A 15,817-nucleotide genomic window follows, 5' to 3' on the forward strand; every position below is an offset into this window, starting at 1 on the left:
CCCCCAACGCGACAGCCAGACCACCCACCCGACCCACACAGCGGCTATACCCCGCGCGCGAGACTGCCGATGAATGCCGCGAATGATCGGCTGCGCTCACTGCTGACCCCTGCCACACCGGCACGGCCCCAACACCGCGCTCGTGAACTATGCAAACACACCCGCCACAGCGGGGAGCGCAGGTTTGCGACAAACAGCTGTGCGGTCCCAGAAATCAGCGACTCCCGCGTGGCCGGGCGGCCCGGTCAGCCCATTGAGGTCGAGCGACGCCGCACCACCGCCGAGATCCCCGACAACCAGACGTACTGCATCACACTTTGCCCACACGGCAAACAACCACACCCCGAAACGACAACACCCCGACCGGAAGACCTGGTCGGGGTGTTGCTCACACGAGTCGGGGTGGCGGGATTCGAACCCACGACCTCTTCGTCCCGAACGAAGCGCGCTACCAAGCTGCGCCACACCCCGCGTGAAGCCACGACAGCGTATCGCACCGGCACCGCGGGAAGCCAAACGGCTCGTCAGGACACCGCAGGCAGGGAATCGCGCGGCGCGGGAAGGATCTGGCTTGTCGGTGGCGTTGTGCAGACTAACGGCGCGATCACAACGCCGGCAGGCGAAAGGTGGAGCGGATGATGACCGCTTTGGGTGCCGTGGTGTACGGGGGCTTCTTCCTACTGGCAGCGCTGTGGCTGGTGGTGACGGGCGACTACGACGTCGTCGACGACGCCGGTCAGGACCAGCCGCAGGAGCGTTCGAACTCGGCCAGCACGCCCGCGTGCTCGGTCGGGTCCAGGTTGTGAGCGGCTAGCCAGTCCGCGTCGTAGTACGTGTCGGCGTAGCGATCACCACTGTCGGCGATCAACGTCACCACCGATCCGCTGGCACCGCTGGCGACCATCTCGGCCAGCAGGCTGAACGCACCCCACACATTCGTCCCCGTCGACGGCCCCACCCGGCGGCCCAGCACCTTGGATACGTGGTGTGCTGCGGCCACCGAGGCGGCGTCGGGGACCACTTCCATCCGATCGACCACCTCGGGCAGGAACGACGGCTCCACCCGCGGGCGCCCGATGCCCTCGATGCGGGAGGACGCTTCGATGACGATGTCCGGGCGACCCGCCGCGTAGGACGGAAAGAACGCCGAGTTCTCCGGGTCCACGACGCACAGCTTGGTGCGGTGCCGCCGATAGCGGATGTAGCGCCCGAGCGTCGCACTGGTGCCGCCGGTGCCGGCGCCCACGACGATCCAGGACGGGATCGGGTGGGTCTCGTCGAGCATCTGCTCATAGATCGACTCGGCGATGTTGTTGTTGCCGCGCCAGTCGGTGGCCCGCTCGGCGTTGGTGAACTGATCCAGGTAGTGCCCGCCGGTCTCGTGGGCGATCCGCTGCGCCTCGGTGTACACCTCACTGGAGTGATCCACGAAATGGCAACGGCCACCTTGTGATTCGATCAGTGCAGTCTTGGCTGGGCTGGTCGAGGCCGGCATCACCGCCACGAACGGCAAGCCGAGCAGCGCGGCGAAGTAGGCCTCCGACACCGCAGTCGATCCCGAGGATGCCTCGACCACGGTGGTGTGTTCGCCGATCCAGCCGTTGCACAGGCCGTAGAGGAACAGCGAGCGGGCCAGCCTGTGCTTGAGGCTGCCGGTGATGTGGGTGGACTCGTCCTTCAGATACAGCTGGACATCCACCCGGTCGCACCATGACGACGGCAGCGGGTAGCGCAGCAGATGGGTGTCGGCACTACGGCGTGCGTCAGCCTCGATCAACCGGATCGCATCGTTCACCCAGCTTCGGGGCTGGCTGTGGACGGCGACTTTGCTCATCGCCACAACGCTTTCAGCGCACGGAAGCGGTGGGGCTGGAGCGCACCACGTTTCGTGAATCGTCGTGGCCGCCGGTCGGCGCGGCCACAAGGGTGAGCAGCGTGGCCTCCGGCCGGCAGCAGAACCGGAACGGTGCATACGGCGAGGTGCCGATGCCCGCCGAGACGTGTAGTGCGGTGTCAGCGCCCCAGCGCGAGGCGCCCTTGGCGCGGGTGCGATCCAAATCGCAGTTGGTGGCCAGCGCCCCGTAGAACGGCAGGCACAACTGACCGCCGTGGGTGTGGCCGGCCATCACCAGCTGATAGCCGTCGGCGGCGAACCGGTCCAGCACGCGGGTGTACGGGGCGTGCGTGACGCCCAGGCTCAGGTTCGCGATCGGGTTGGGTGCTCCGGCGACGGTGTCGTAGCGGTCGCGCTCCAGATGGGCGTCGTCGACGCCGGCGGCCGCGATCGTCAGACCCGCCACCTCGAACTCGCGCCGGTTGTGGGTCAGATCCAGCCAGCCGCGTTCGGTGAACGCCGCGCGCAGGTCCTGCCACGGCAGCGGCTTACCGAGAATCCGATGGTCGGGATCGGTGATGTACTTCGCCGGGTTCTTCAGCTTCGGGGCGAAGTAGTCGTTGCTGCCGAAGACGAATACCCCGGGGAACGACAGCAGGTCGCCGATGGCCTGGACGACCGCGGGCACAGCCTTCGGGTGCGACAGGTTGTCGCCGGTGTTGACCACCAGATCCGGCTCCCAGCGGGCCAGGTCACGCAGCCAGGCCTGCTTGTGGCGCTGGGTCGGGCGCATGTGGATATCGCTGAGGTGCAGCACCCGCAGCGGTGTGGAGCCGGGGGTGAGCACCGGCATCGTCACCTCGCGCACGACGAACGCATTGCGCTCGATCACCGTGGCGTAACCGACCGCGAGTGCGGCCGAACCTGCGGCCACGAGGGCGGAGGTCTTCACTGCTGGAGGCACAGCCATACCTGTCAGGGTACTGCCAACAGGCAGCTTCCCAAGGGGCGAGGCGCTGTGAAGATCCCTACGTCAGACACCCGTCAGGGTGGCGGCGGCGCCAGCAGTGGCACGGTGATCGGCGGCAGGCCGGGAATCTCGACCACGGTCACCGCCGGCGGCGGCAGCCCGTCGAGGCCCGGGATCGGCGGCGCACCCGGCGGCGGTGGCGGCGGCGCCGGCGGGATGCCGTTGCTGGTCTGGATCGTCACGATCGAGCCCGGCACCGTCTGCCCGCCCGGCGAGGTGCCCACCACGGCGCCGGCCGGTGCCGCGCTGTTGATCGGGGTGGGTTGGTCGGCGACCTGGAACCCGGCGTCCTTGAGCCGCTCGCGGGCACTGTCCACGGTCAAGCCGGCCACGCTGGGCACCCGGGAGCCCGGCGCCCCGTCGACATAACGCGGATCGGTCGGCGGCAGGACTACGTCGCCGAAGCTCTGGGCGATCGGCATCATCGCCGTGAACCACGTCTTGGCAGGCTCGTTGCCGCCGTAGAGGTTGCCGTCCCCGCACTGCCGCAGCGGCCACGAGCAGAGGTCCGACGGGTTGGGGGAGTCGTCATAGATGTAGTTGGCCGCCGCGTAGCGGTTGGTGTAGCCCAGGAAGCCCGAGGACCGGTGCGCCTCGGTGGTGCCGGTCTTGCCGGACATCGGCAGGTTCCATCCGACCGAACCGGCCGAGCCCGCGGCCGTGCCGCTGACGTCGTCCTTGCTCAGGGCGTTGGACAGGGTGTTGGCCAGGCCTTCGGGCACCACCTGATCGCAGGTCTCGGTGGTCACGGCCACCTCGTTGCCGTTGCGGTCGTAGAGCTTGTCGATCGGGTTCGGCGGGCACCACACACCCCCGGAGGCGAGGGTGGCCCCGACATTGGACAGCTCCAGGGCGTTGACCTCGATCGGCCCGAGGGTGAACGACCCCAGATTCTGCCGCTTGACGAAATCGGCCAGGCTCTCGTTGGTGTCCGGGTCATAGGGGCGGGCGGTGCCCGGCTCGGCGTAGGAGCGCAGCCCCAACTTGACCGCCATGTCGACGGTGCGCTGGACACCCACCTGGGAGATCAGCTTGGCGAACGCGGTGTTGGGAGACTGGGCCAGCGCGTCGGTCACGCTCATCGACCCGCGGTAGTTACCGGCGTTCTGCACACACCACGTGTTCTGGGGGCAACCTTTGGCCCCGCCGCTGCCTAGGCCCTTGGCCTCGAAGCGCACCGGCGAGTCGAGGTTGGCGCTGGTGCCCAGCCCCATGTCGAGGGCCGCCGCGGTGGTGAAAATCTTGAAGATCGACCCGGCGCCGTCGCCGACGAGCGAGAAGGGCTGCGGCTGCATGGTCTCGCCGGCCGCGGTGTCCAGCCCGTAGGTGCGGTTGCTGACCATGGCCACCACCGGATGGGCGGTCTTGCCGGGCAGTACCACGCTCATCACGCTGGCGATGCCCTGGATGTCGGGGGCGGCCAGCGAGTTGACGGCCTGCTTGGCCGAGTTCTGCACGTCGGGGTCCAGCGTGGTCTTGATCAGGTAGCCGCCCTTGGACAGCTGTTCCTTACTGATGCCGGCGCGCGCCAGATACTCCTGCACGTAATCGCAGAAGAAGGCGCGATCACCCGCGGCAATACAGCCGCGCGGCAGTTCGTTGGGCTGCGGCAGGATGCCCAGCGGCTGTTCCTTGGCGGCGCGCAGCTCGTCGGCCTTATCCGGCAGGTTCTCGATCATGGTGTCCAGCACCAGGTTTCGGCGAGCCAGCGCACCGTCGGGGTTGGTGTAGGGGTTCAGCGCGCTCGTCGACTGCACCAGGCCGGCCAGCAGGGCGGCCTGCTGCCAGTTCAGATCGGAGGCATCGACACCGAAGTAGGTCTGCGCGGCGTCCTGGATACCGAAGGCGCCGTTGCCGAACGACACCAGGTTGAGGTAGCGGGTCAGGATCTCCGGCTTGGTGAACGTCTTGTCCAGCGTGAGCGCCATCCGGATCTCGCGCAGCTTGCGAGCCGGGGTGGTCTCGATGGCGGCCCGCTTCTCGGCGTCGGTCTGGGCGATGACGAGCAGCTGATAGTTCTTGACGTACTGCTGCTCGATGGTCGACCCGCCGCGGGTGTCCAGGTCTCCGGAGGCGTACCCGGCCAGGCCGGTCAGGGTGCCCTTCCAGTCGACACCGTTGTGTTCGGCAAATCTCTTGTCTTCGATCGAGACGATCGCCAGTTTCATGGTGTCGGCGATTTTGTCGCTGGGGACCTCGAAACGGCGCTGGGAGTAGAGCCAGGCGATGGTGTTGCCCTTGGCGTCGACCATGGTGGTCACCGCGGGCACTTCACCCTCGACGAGTTGGGCCGATCCGTTGGCGACGACGTCGGAGGCCCGGTTGGACACCAGGCCCAGTCCGCCGACCACGGGAAACAGGAGCGCCGCCAAGATCACGCTGGCCAATAGGCAGCACCAGGCCAGCTTGATGATGGTGGCGCCGGCCGGGGGGCGTTCCGACATGGGATACAGACTACTGAGGACCTTCAGGGTCTTGCGGACTGTCCCTGCGCGGGCAATGATGGCGGCGGGGAATTTACGGGGGAGTCAGAAAATGGCAGCTCAAGCCAAAATTTGGGCCAGACTGGACGATCGTCCCAAAAAAGCTGTGATCTAACTGTTGCGCAAACGATACCTGACCACCTAACTTAAACAGACAGTGCGATTCAGGTAACACTCAGGATCGCAATGTGGCGTAGATCGCAGAGCCGTTCTACACCTGAAGAGTGTGCCGCTCACGTAGCGGCCCGGACGAAGGGGATCGCCGGTGTCAGCTACTCGGCCCGCTGCCCGCAGGACCAGCGCAGTTTCGGTACACGGTTCCATCCATGGTGTGGACGGGGAGGCTCGCATCGCGTGGGTTTCCAAAGCTCTGTGCCGATCGACTGATCCTGACGAGCTTTTCGTCCGCGGTGCCGCTCAGCGCAAGGCAGCGGTGATCTGCCGGCACTGCCCGGTGATGGCCGAGTGTGGCGCCGACGCCCTGGATAACCGGGTGGAGTTCGGAGTGTGGGGTGGCATGACCGAACGTCAGCGTCGCGCCCTGCTCAAGCAGCACCCCGAGGTGGTTTCGTGGGCCGAGTTCTTCTCCGCCCAGCGCAAGCACCGCAGCGTTAGCTAACTCGACGCTGACGCGGGGCTGCGCCCCAAGCAAATTTTCGTTCTCGTCAGCTACTGACGGTTAATCCGTCTCGCCCGTGATCTGATCGGCGATCGCCTGCAGCGCATCAAGATCCGAGACATCGAAGGGCAGCGACGGCACCCCGATCCACGGCACGTGCGGGTTCGCCCCGGTGAAGCGCGACAGCAGCCGGATCTCCCGCTTGGCGGTCTGCGCCCGGTCGGCGTGAATCTCCAGCACCGCCGCGGCCAACTGATCCCCGTTGGTGCCGGCCTTCAACTCCTCGGCGCCGTCGATGGCGCGTTCCACGGTCAGCGAGGACAGCGTCGGGTGCGTCCGGTTGAGGATGAGCCCGGCCAGCGGCATGGACTCCTCCGACAGGCGGTCGACGAAGAACGAGGCTTCCCGCAGCGCATCCGGTTCGGCGGCCGAGACCACCACGAACTGGGTGCCGCGCCGCTTGAGCAGCTCGTAGGTGCGGTCGGCCTTCTCCCGGAAGCCGCCGAACGTGGAGTCCAGAGACTGCACGAACGCCGAGGCATCCGAGAGCATCTGGGAGCCCAGGATCGTCGACATCGCCTTCATCGCCAGACCGACGACGCCGGTCACCAGGCGCCCGATGCCCTTGCCGGGGGCCAGCAGCATCCGCCACAACCGGCCGTCCATGAAGCTGCCCAGCCGTTTGGGCGCATCCAGGAAGTCCAGCGCGTTGCGCGACGGCGGGGTGTCGACCACCACCAGATCCCAGCGGTCCTGGCCCAGCAGCTGGCCGAGCTTCTCCATCGCCATGTATTCCTGCGTGCCGGCCAGCGAGGTCGCGACGGTCTGATAGAACTGGTTGTCCAGAATCGCTTGTGCGCGTTCAGGTCCCGAGTGTTCGATCACCATGTCGTCGAACGTGCGGCGCATGTCGAGCATCATCGCGTGCAGCTCGCCGGTCACCTCGGGGGCCAGCGGCACCCGCTGCGGTTCATTACCCAGCTCGCGGATCCCCAGGGCCTGCGCCAGCCGCTTGGCCGGGTCGATGGTGAGCACCACCACGGTGCGGCCGTATTCGGCGGCGCGGACCGCCATCGCCGCCGCGGTGGTGGTCTTACCGACGCCACCGGCGCCGCAGCACACCACGACGCGGTTGGACTTGTCGGTCAGGATCGACTTCATGTCGAGGGCTGCAGGTGCGCCACTCATTTACCGCACTCCTTGCTGCGCAAGCGTTTCCGCCAATTCGTACAGGCTGCCCAGGTCCACGCCGTCGGCGATGGTCGGCAGTTCCAGCCGCGGCACCTTCAACCGGTCGAGCTGTTCGGCGCTCTCCGAGCGGGCCCGGATCCGGGTCGCATGCTCGATGGTCTCGGTGAGCAGCCCGGCGAAGTCGGCGTCATCCAGGGTGATCCCGACCTTCTCCAGCCCGGCGCGCACCGCGTCGGCGTCGATATCGCCCTCGGCGGCCTTGGCCAGGTCCGCGGGCGGCAGGAACGGCGGGATGTTCCGGTTGACGATCACGCTGCCGATCGGCAGGTCGAGTTCTTCGAGTTCCTCGATGGCCTCGATGGTCTCCTGGATCGGCAGCGCCTCCAGCAGGGTGACGAGGTGGATCGCGGTCTGCTCGGAGTGCAGCAGCTTCACTACCCCGTCGGCCTGGGAGTGCACCGGGCCGCCCTTGGCCAGATCCGAGACCGCCTTGGTGACGTCGAGGAACCGTGCGATCCGCCCGGTCGGCGGAGAGTCGACCACGATCGCGTCGTACACCGGCTTCTTATTGCGGTCCAGCCGGACCACCGACTCCTTGATCTTGCCGGTGAGCAGCACGTCACGCAGACCCGGCGCGATGGTGGTGGCGAACTCGATGGCCCCGATCCGGCGCATCGCCCGGCCCGCGATGCCCAGGTTGTAGAACATGTCGAGGTACTCCAGGAACGCCGCCTCGATGTCGATGGCCAGGGCGTTCACATGTCCGCCGCCGTCGGCGGTGGCGATCTTGGACTCCTCGTAGGGCAGCGGCGGCACGTCGAAGAGCTGCGCAATACCTTGCCGCCCTTCGACTTCCACGAGCAGCACCCGCCGGCCGCCGGCGGCCAGCGTCAACGCCAGGGCGGCGGCGACGGTGGTCTTGCCGGTGCCGCCCTTACCCGTCACGAAGTGCAGCCGCGCTTTGCTAAGGCGGGAAGGCCAGCCGACGGCATTGCCGTCGCTCGAAGTGGTCGCCATCAGTGCATGCTAGCCAAGGCCATCCCGGGCCCCTCAGCGATTGCCGTGTTCAGCGATAGGCTTCGGCCATGAGCGAACTGACGACATGGGAATACGCCACCGTGCCCCTGCTGACCCACGCGACCAAACAGATCCTCGACCAGTGGGGCGCCGACGGCTGGGAACTGGTGGCCGTGCTGCCCGGTCCGACCGGCGAACAGCACGTCGCCTACCTCAAGCGGCCGAAGTGACGACCTCCCAGCGGCTCGCCGAGCTGGGCATCACCCTGCCGACCGTCGTCAAGCCGCTCGCGGCTTACGTCCCGGCCGTGCGCACCGGCAACCTCGTCTACACCGCAGGCCAGTTGCCGCTGGAAGCCGGCCAGCTGACCGACACCGGCAAGGTCGGCGCCGAGGTCAGCCCCGAGCAGGCCAAGGCCGCCGCCCGGATCTGCGCGTTGAACGCGCTGGCCGCCATCGACGCACTGGTGGGCCTCGACAACGTCGTCAAGGTGGTCAAGGTGGTCGGGTTCGTGGCCTCCGCGCCCGGCTTCAGCGGCCAGCCCGGCGTCATCAACGGCGCCTCGGAGTTCCTCGGCGAAGTGTTCGGCGAGGCCGGCGCGCACGCCCGCTCCGCCGTCGGCGTCTCCGAGCTTCCGCTGGACGCCCCGGTGGAGGTGGAGCTCATCGTGGAGGTGGGGTGACCCACCCCGCCTACGGCGTCCTGAGGCCGGTGACCGACACCGCCTCGGTGCTGCTGTGCAACAACCCCAACGTCATGACGTTGGAGGGCACCAACACCTGGGTGCTACGCGGGCCAGGCAGCGACGAGATGGTGGTGGTGGATCCCGGCCCCGACGACGACGAGCACCTGGCCAAGCTCGCCGACCTCGGCCCGATCCCGCTGGTCCTGATCAGCCACAAGCATGACGATCACACCGGCGGGATCGACAAGATCCGCGACGCCACCGGAGCCACCGTGCGCGCGGTCGGCAGCGGATTCCTGCGCGGCCTGGGCGGGCCGCTGACCGACGGTGAGGTGATCGACGCCGCCGGGCTGAAGATCACTGTGATGGCCACCCCCGGGCACACCGCCGACTCGCTGTCGTTCCTGGTGGACGGTGCGGTGCTGACCGCCGACACGGTGCTCGGCCGCGGCACCACCGTGATCGACGACGAAGACGGCAGCCTCACCGACTACCTGGAGTCGCTGCGCCGGCTGCAGGGCCTGGGATCACTGCGGGTGCTGCCCGGGCATGGCCCCGAACTCGACGACCTCGCCGCCGTCACCACCATGTACCTGGCCCACCGCGAGGAACGGCTGGATCAGGTCCGGGCGGCGCTACGTGCGCTCGGCGAGGATGCGACGGCACGCCAAGTCGTCGAGCACGTCTATACCGACGTCGACGAGAAACTGTGGGACGCCGCGGAGAAGTCCGTGCGCGCCCAGCTGGACTACCTCAGAGCGTGATTTCGGCGCGCTTTTCGTCGCTCAGCGACGTTAACCGCGCCGAAGTCGCTACCTCGCTCGGCGGGCCAGCCGCTCGGAGTCGCTGATCAGCACGCTCTTGCCCTCCAGGCGGATCCAGCCGCGGTGGGCGAAGTCGGCCAGCGCCTTGTTCACCGTCTCGCGGGAAGCGCCGACCAGCTGGGCGATCTCTTCCTGAGTCAGGTCGTGGGTGACGCGCAGCGCACCGCCCTCCTGGGTGCCGAAGCGCTGAGCGAGCTGCAGCAGCTGCTTGGCCACCCGGCCCGGCACGTCGGTGAAGATCAGGTCAGCCAGGTTGTTGTTGGTGCGCCGCAGACGGCGGGCCAGCACGCGCAGCAGCTGCTCGGCGATCTCGGGCCGGTCGGCGATCCACGCCCGCAGGGCGTCGCGGTCCATCGAGACGGCGCGCACCTCGGTGATCGTGGTGGCGCTCGACGTACGGGGGCCGGGGTCGAAGATCGACAGCTCACCGAACATGTCCGACGGGCCCATGATCGTCAGCAGGTTCTCCCGGCCGTCCGGGGACCGCCGACCGATCTTCACCTTGCCGGAGATGATGATGTACAGCCGGTCACCGGGCTCGCCTTCGGCGAACACCGTGTGCCCCCGCGGGAAATCCACCGGCTGCAGTTGCTTGGTCAGCGCGGAAACAGCGCTGGGTTCAACCCCCTGGAAGATTCCGGCCCTCGCCAGGATCTCGTCCACGTTGCCCCTCTTAGGTCATTGTTTGTCAGTCACGGTCAGGCCAGCTCTAGTCGAAGTCAGTCTAGAGGCAGCACGCCTGGCAACGTGCCAACGCTACACACGATTGGCGTATTGAGTCCGGTGAAAATGCGGATTCGGCCTTGCGTGGGCATATGAGCGCGTCGGCAAACCCGGTTCATCGGCGTTGAGCAGGTGCGCCACGTCGACGGGCCGGGGCTCCTCGGGTGCCGGCCGCGGCGGCGCCTGCTTGCGCGCCTCCTCGGCCTGCTTGAGGTATTCGGTGACCTCGTCGGCGGCTACCGGATCGGTATGCAGACTGCTTTCCAGGCGCTGCAAACCGAACGTCGAGAGCATCATCAGCCCGGGGACACACACCGCGAGCAACCAGGTCACCCGGCAAAGTAAACACGGGCAAGGTCTCGGCAAGATCACGAATTGTCACCGGTCTGTCCGCAGCTCGGTCACTACTCGTCGGGGCACGTCAGTACCCTTGTCAGCGTGCCTGCGGCCGCCAAGAAACCCGACGCGAAGAAATGGGATTCCGAGACCCATCTGGGTCTGGTGCGCCGCGCCCGCCGGATGAACCGGACATTGGCCGTCGCGTTCCCGCACGTCTACTGCGAGCTGGACTTCACCAACCCGCTGGAACTGGCCGTCGCCACCATCCTGTCGGCGCAGTCCACCGACAAGCGGGTCAACCTGACCACTCCGGCGCTGTTCAAGCGGTACAAAACCGCGCTGGACTACGCGCAGGCCGACCGCACCGAGCTCGAGGAGCTGATCCGGCCCACCGGCTTCTATCGGAACAAGACCACCTCGCTGATCCGGCTGGGTCAAGAGCTCGTCGAACGGTTCGACGGCGAGGTGCCGAACACCCTCGATGAGCTGGTCACGCTGCCCGGCGTGGGTCGAAAGACCGCCAACGTGATCCTCGGTAATGCCTTCGACATTCCCGGCATCACCGTCGACACCCACTTCGGCCGGCTGGCGCGTCGCTGGCGCTGGACGGCCGAGGAGGATCCGGTCAAGGTCGAGTTCGCCGTCGGAGAGCTGATCGAGCGCCCCGAGTGGACGCTGCTGAGCCATCGCGTGATCTTTCATGGCCGCCGGGTCTGCCACGCCCGTAAGCCCGCGTGCGGGGTGTGCGTGCTGGCCAAGGACTGCCCGTCGTTCGGCACCGGCCCCACCGAGCCGCTGGTGGCCGCCGCCCTGGTCAAGGGACCCGAGACCGAGCATCTGCTCGCCCTGGCCGGGTTGTGAGCATCCGGCTCGTCCGCCGATGACCAGATCCACCGCGTGGACGCTGGTGGTCCTGGCTGCCGTCGCCGCCCTGATCGCCGCTCTCGTCGTCGAACTGGGTGACGACCCCGCGGAGGGCGGCGGTCAGCCCAGCGCCCAGGTGGCCCGCGCGCACCGTGATGCCGACACCCCCGAGGCGCTCGCCGGGCCGCGGCAGCGGGCCGACCTGCAACCCTGCCCCACCGGCGCCGGCCCGGGCCCGGAGAAGCTGCGCGGCATCGTCATCGAATGCGCGGGCGACGGATCTGCGGTCGACGTGGCGCGCGCGGTGGCCGGGCAACCCACGGTGCTGAACCTGTGGGCCTACTGGTGCGGGCCGTGCGCTGAGGAACTGCCCGCGATGGCCGAATACCAGCGCCGCGAGGGTGACGCCGTCCGGGTGATCACCGTGCACCAGGACGAGAACGAGACAGCGGCGCTGCTGCGGCTGGCCGACCTGGACGTGCGGCTGCCCACCCTGCAGGACGGGCAGCGCCGGGTGGCCGCCGCGCTCGGCGTGCCCAACGTCATGCCCGCGACGGTGGTGCTGCGGGCGGACGGTACCGTTGCCGCAATCCTGCCGCAGGCCTTCACCAGTGCCGATGAAATCGCCGCCGCGGTGAAGAATGCAATGCGATGACCACAAGCGAGGGGGCACGGGTGACGGGTGGGATACCGCTCAACCCCGATGTGCGGCCGCCCTGGCTGGCCCCGCTGGTGGACAACGTCGACCGGGTCCCGCACGCCTATCGCCGCAAGGTTCCCCCGGAACTGCTGGCCGCGGTGAGCAGCGCCGGCAATGCCAACCGGCCCTCGCGCGACGCCGCTGTCCTGGTGCTGTTCTCCGGGCCGCACGCTGAGCACCCGACCGGCACCGTGCCCGACGACGCGGATCTGCTTCTCACGGTGCGGGCCGGGACCCTGCGCCACCACGCCGGCCAGGCGGCCTTCCCGGGCGGAGCTGCCGATCCCGGTGATGCCGGCCCGGTGGCCACCGCCCTTCGGGAGGCTCAGGAGGAGACCGGCCTGGACCCGAATCGGCTGAGCCCGCTGGCCACCCTGGAGCGAATGTTCATCCCGCCCTCCGGCTTTCACGTCGTACCGGTGCTCGCGTACTCACCCGACCCCGGTCCGGTGGCGGTGGTCGACGCGGCCGAGACGGCGATCGTCGCCCGGGTTCCGGTGCGCGCCTTCGTCAACCCTGAGAATCGGCTGATGGTCTACCGCACCGATGCAGGCCGCGGTTTCGCCGGTCCGGCGTTTCTGCTCAACGAGATGTTGGTGTGGGGGTTCACCGGTCACGTAATCTCGGCGATGCTCGATGTGGCCGGTTGGTCACAACCGTGGGATACCGAAGACATCCGAGATCTGGACGAGGCGATGGCGCTCGTCGGCGACAACAGTGAGGGGCCGCTGTGACGAGTTCGCAATGGCTGGATATCGCCGTGCTGGTGGTGGCGTTCATCGCCGCGATATCCGGCTGGCGCTCCGGCGCGTTGGGCTCGTTGATGTCGTTCGTCGGCGTGGTGCTCGGCGCCATCGCCGGCGTCATGCTGGCCCCGCATATCGTCAGCCACATCCACTCCCCGCGCGCCAAGCTGTTCGCCGCGCTGTTCCTGATCCTGGCCCTGGTGGTCGTCGGCGAGGTCGCCGGTGTGGTGCTCGGGCGCGCGGTGCGCGGGGCTATCCGCAACCGGGGGGTGCGCACCGTCGACTCGATCATCGGTGTGGCGCTGCAACTCGTCGTGGTGCTGGTGGCTGCCTGGTTGCTGGCCAGCCCGCTCACCTCGTCGGATCAGCCCAACCTTGCCGCTGCGGTGCGGGGCTCCAAAGTGCTTGCGCAGGTGGACAAGTACGCGCCGGAGTGGCTCAAGTCGGTGCCCAAGCGGATGTCCACCCTGCTCAGTACCTCAGGGCTGCCCGACGTGCTGCAGCCGTTCGGCCGCACCCCCATTCAGGCCGTTGACGCCCCTGATGCCTCGCTGGCCGACAGCCTGGTGGTCGCCAGCTCGCGGCCCAGCGTCGTCAAGATCCGCGGCGTCGCGCCCGGCTGCCAGAAGGTCTTGGAGGGAACGGGTTTCGTCATCGCCCCCAACCGGGTGATGTCCAACGCCCACGTGGTCGCAGGATCCGACAGCGTCACCGTGGAAGCCGAAGGGCAGACCTACGACGCCACCGTCGTCTCCTACGATCCCAACGCCGACATCTCGATCCTTGACGTCCCGAACCTGCCGCAGCGTCCGCTGGTGTTCGCCGAGCAGCCCGCCAAGTCGGGCACCGACGCGGTTGTGCTGGGCTACCCCGGTGGCGGCGAGTTCGCGGCCACCCCGGCCCGGGTCCGCGAGACGATCGAGCTTTCCGGTCCCGACATCTACCGCACCACGACGGTCAACCGCGAGGTGTACACCATCAGAGGCACGGTGCGCCAAGGTAATTCGGGTGGTCCGATGATCAACCGGGCGGGTCAGGTCCTCGGCGTGGTGTTCGGTGCCGCGGTCGACGACAACGACACCGGATTCGTGCTGACGGCCAACGAGGTGTCGCGGCAGCTGGCCAAGATCGGCAATACCGAGAAGGTGCCGACTGGGGCCTGCGTCACCTAGCGGGGCCGTACACCTGGTCGAGGAACCGGCGCAGGTGATGGTTGACCTCAACCGGCGCTTCCTCGTGGGCGTAGTGCCCGACCCCGGCTAACGCCACGAACCGTCCGCGCGGGGCGTAGCGCTGGGTCCGGTCCACCGGATCGGCCAAGACGTAGGGGTCGGCGTCGCCACGCAGGTGCAGCACCGGGACGTCGAGTTGGCGGTTCATCAGTTTCATGAATCGCCATCCCTCCGAACGCAGCTGGCTGCGCACCGCCCAGCGCTGATACTCCAGCGCACAGTGCGCGGCCCCGGGAATGCGGATGGCCCGGCGCATGTGGGCGATCGTCTCGGAAAAGTCTTCGGAGGCAAGCCATTTGCCCGATGAACGGCTGCGCACCAGATGCTCGAGCTGATCGGCGTTGTGCGCGGTCAGCGCCCGCTCGGGCAGCATCGGCAGCTGGTAGCGCAGCAGCGACGGCAGCAGGGCGCGCCCCTGGTCGCGCCGGGTCAGCGCCGAGGCGCGCAGCGCCGCCGGGTGCGGTGAGCTCACCAGCGCGATGCCGCGCACCACCCGGGAGTGCAGGACCGAGGTGGCCCAGCAGACCAGCCCGCCGTCGGCGTGCCCGACCAGGGTGGCCGAGTTGTGCCCGAGCGCGCGGATCAGGCCGGCGGTGTCACCGGCGAGTGTCCAGCCGTCGTAGCCGCGGGGCGGTTTGTCGCTGCCGCCGTAGCCGCGCAGGTCGACCGCGACCACCCGGACCCCGTCCAGGCCCTGCAGTTGATGACGCCACGACCACCAGAACGACCCGAAGCCGTGCAGCAGGATCACCAGCGGCCGCGCCGTCGCCGGGGTGGAATCGTCGGACAGCGCCTCTACACAGTGGAACCGGATTCCGTTGGCGTGGACGTCGAGGTGACGCCACGGCCCCGCGATACGGGCGACCGACGGATCCGGCTGCGCCATTACCAACCCGACGGGTCGGTGGCCGGCGTCGTGGTGGCGCTGGTGGCCGGTTCGACCGCCTTGGCGGGCGAACGGTCCAGGCCCGGTGTCAGGGCCTCGCGGGTCTCCTTGACCGATTCGATGGTCTGCTGGGGTCCTCGGATGCGGCGCACCTTCAGATAGCCGAGCAGGGCGAAGACCGCCGTGGTGACCACCATCAGGGCGAACACGATGAGGAAGGCCACCCAGCGCCACAGCCAGGTGTCGAGCAGTTCGGCGACGAAGAAGAAGAAAAAGAAGGTCGAGTAGAACAGCACGACCAGCGCCAGGATGAAGAAGACGCTGCCGGTGAGGCCCTTCTTGACGTCGCGGGTGATCTCGGCCTTGGCGAGCTCGACCTCGGCGCGGACCAGGGTGGAGACCTGCGCGGTGGCGTCCTTGACCAGGTCGCCGATGGAGGGATTGGCCGGTACCGCATTCGGGTCCACCAGTGGGATCGAGGTCACGGTGGTGGGCACCCCGTTCTTGCGATCGCCATTGCTCACGGTCGTCCTCCAACTCTCGCTGTCGTCGCGGTTCATGTTGCCATGCCCGGTCTGCGGGCGGATACCCACTGAGCTGTTACGCAAGTTACTGATGTGAAACGGGTAGACTGGCTTGTCAGG

17 protein-coding genes and 1 tRNA gene are annotated in these 15,817 nt (G+C 68.0%); 8 read left to right on the top strand and 10 right to left on the bottom strand.

The annotated features are described in order from the left end of the window. Positions 1-397 precede the first annotated feature (397 nt). From BN3385_RS09310 to ponA2, 4 genes are all read right to left on the bottom strand, one after another. Positions 398-471, bottom strand: a tRNA-Pro gene (locus BN3385_RS09310). 265 nt (positions 472-736) lie between these two features. After that, positions 737-1,834 carry an L-cysteine desulfhydrase Cds1 gene (cds1, locus tag BN3385_RS09315; RefSeq protein WP_059016523.1) on the bottom strand — a complete coding sequence of 366 codons (1,098 nt, stop codon included), beginning with the start codon at positions 1,832-1,834 and terminating at the stop codon, positions 737-739. Positions 1,835-1,847: 13 nt separating this feature from the next. Continuing rightward, entirely contained in the window at positions 1,848-2,804 is a 957-nt protein-coding gene (locus BN3385_RS09320; protein WP_059016524.1) for a metallophosphoesterase, read from the bottom strand. Between the two features lie 74 nt (positions 2,805-2,878). After that, entirely contained in the window at positions 2,879-5,308 is a 2,430-nt protein-coding gene (gene ponA2, locus BN3385_RS09325; protein ID WP_059016525.1) for a transglycosylase/D,D-transpeptidase PonA2, read from the bottom strand. 304 nt (positions 5,309-5,612) lie between these two features. Here ponA2 and BN3385_RS09330 point away from each other — a divergent pair, with 304 nt between their 5' ends. Beyond that, positions 5,613-5,966, top strand: coding sequence for a WhiB family transcriptional regulator (locus tag BN3385_RS09330; RefSeq protein WP_059016526.1), 354 nt, complete (start codon positions 5,613-5,615; stop codon positions 5,964-5,966). Positions 5,967-6,026: 60 nt separating this feature from the next. Here BN3385_RS09330 and bagB read toward each other — a convergent pair whose 3' ends face one another. Both bagB and bagA read right to left on the bottom strand, forming a co-directional pair. Next, positions 6,027-7,154, bottom strand: a complete 1,128-nt coding sequence (gene bagB, locus BN3385_RS09335) for an ATPase BagB (RefSeq protein WP_059016527.1) — start codon at positions 7,152-7,154, stop codon at positions 6,027-6,029. Then, positions 7,155-8,177: an ATPase BagA gene (gene bagA / locus BN3385_RS09340; RefSeq protein WP_156432703.1), complete on the bottom strand. Its 1,023-nt coding sequence runs from the start codon at positions 8,175-8,177 to the stop codon at positions 7,155-7,157. It abuts the gene before it with no gap. A gap of 65 nt (positions 8,178-8,242) precedes the next feature. Here bagA and sp36 point away from each other — a divergent pair, with 65 nt between their 5' ends. Genes sp36 through BN3385_RS09350 form a run of 3 tightly spaced genes read left to right on the top strand, consistent with a single transcriptional unit; the run spans position 8,243 to position 9,623 of the window. Next, on the top strand, positions 8,243-8,404 hold the full coding sequence (gene sp36 / locus BN3385_RS28075; RefSeq protein ID WP_156432704.1) for a Sp36 family protein: 162 nt from the start codon (positions 8,243-8,245) through the stop codon (positions 8,402-8,404). Then, complete coding sequence (locus tag BN3385_RS09345; protein WP_059016529.1) at positions 8,401-8,856, top strand: RidA family protein; 456 nt, start codon at positions 8,401-8,403, stop codon at positions 8,854-8,856. The genes sp36 and BN3385_RS09345 overlap by 4 nt, the downstream gene beginning before the upstream one ends. Beyond that, the gene (locus BN3385_RS09350; RefSeq protein WP_059016530.1) at positions 8,853-9,623 is read left to right on the top strand and encodes an MBL fold metallo-hydrolase; all 771 of its coding nucleotides are present in this window, start codon (positions 8,853-8,855) and stop codon (positions 9,621-9,623) included. Before BN3385_RS09345 ends, BN3385_RS09350 begins: the two co-directional genes overlap by 4 nt. A 48-nt stretch (positions 9,624-9,671) precedes the next feature. Here the strand turns inward: BN3385_RS09350 and crp are convergent, their stop codons facing one another. Then, positions 9,672-10,346, bottom strand: a complete 675-nt coding sequence (gene crp, locus BN3385_RS09355; protein ID WP_005138643.1) for a cAMP-activated global transcriptional regulator CRP — start codon at positions 10,344-10,346, stop codon at positions 9,672-9,674. A 93-nt stretch (positions 10,347-10,439) separates the two neighbouring features. Then, positions 10,440-10,739 (bottom strand): hypothetical protein, encoded by a 300-nt coding sequence (locus BN3385_RS09360; protein WP_059016531.1) that lies wholly within the window; start codon positions 10,737-10,739, stop codon positions 10,440-10,442. A 186-nt stretch (positions 10,740-10,925) separates the two neighbouring features. On the opposite strand from BN3385_RS09360, the gene nth reads away from it, so the two are divergent. From nth to marP, 4 genes are read left to right on the top strand one after another with little or no spacing between them, the layout of a single operon-like run. Then, positions 10,926-11,606, top strand: a complete 681-nt coding sequence (nth, locus tag BN3385_RS09365) for an endonuclease III (RefSeq protein ID WP_197415283.1) — start codon at positions 10,926-10,928, stop codon at positions 11,604-11,606. Positions 11,607-11,625: 19 nt separating this feature from the next. Further along, the gene (locus tag BN3385_RS09370) at positions 11,626-12,264 is read left to right on the top strand and encodes a TlpA family protein disulfide reductase (protein ID WP_059016533.1); all 639 of its coding nucleotides are present in this window, start codon (positions 11,626-11,628) and stop codon (positions 12,262-12,264) included. Further along, a complete protein-coding gene (locus tag BN3385_RS09375; RefSeq protein ID WP_059016534.1) occupies positions 12,261-13,043 on the top strand; it encodes an NUDIX hydrolase in 783 nt (260 codons plus the stop codon). The genes BN3385_RS09370 and BN3385_RS09375 overlap by 4 nt, the downstream gene beginning before the upstream one ends. Further along, positions 13,040-14,227 carry an acid resistance serine protease MarP gene (marP, locus tag BN3385_RS09380; protein ID WP_059016535.1) on the top strand — a complete coding sequence of 396 codons (1,188 nt, stop codon included), beginning with the start codon at positions 13,040-13,042 and terminating at the stop codon, positions 14,225-14,227. Before BN3385_RS09375 ends, marP begins: the two co-directional genes overlap by 4 nt. On the opposite strand, the gene BN3385_RS09385 is transcribed toward marP, so the two are convergent. Further along, positions 14,220-15,173, bottom strand: coding sequence for an alpha/beta fold hydrolase (locus BN3385_RS09385; protein WP_059016536.1), 954 nt, complete (start codon positions 15,171-15,173; stop codon positions 14,220-14,222). The genes marP and BN3385_RS09385 overlap by 8 nt on opposite strands. Next, positions 15,173-15,697 carry a phage holin family protein gene (locus BN3385_RS09390; protein WP_059021752.1) on the bottom strand — a complete coding sequence of 175 codons (525 nt, stop codon included), beginning with the start codon at positions 15,695-15,697 and terminating at the stop codon, positions 15,173-15,175. The genes BN3385_RS09385 and BN3385_RS09390 overlap by 1 nt, the downstream gene beginning before the upstream one ends. Between the last annotated feature and the right edge of the window lie 120 nt (positions 15,698-15,817).

The organism is Mycobacterium sp. M26 (assembly GCF_001494595.1).
In the GTDB taxonomy this organism is placed as follows: Bacteria; Actinomycetota; Actinomycetes; order Mycobacteriales; family Mycobacteriaceae; genus Mycobacterium.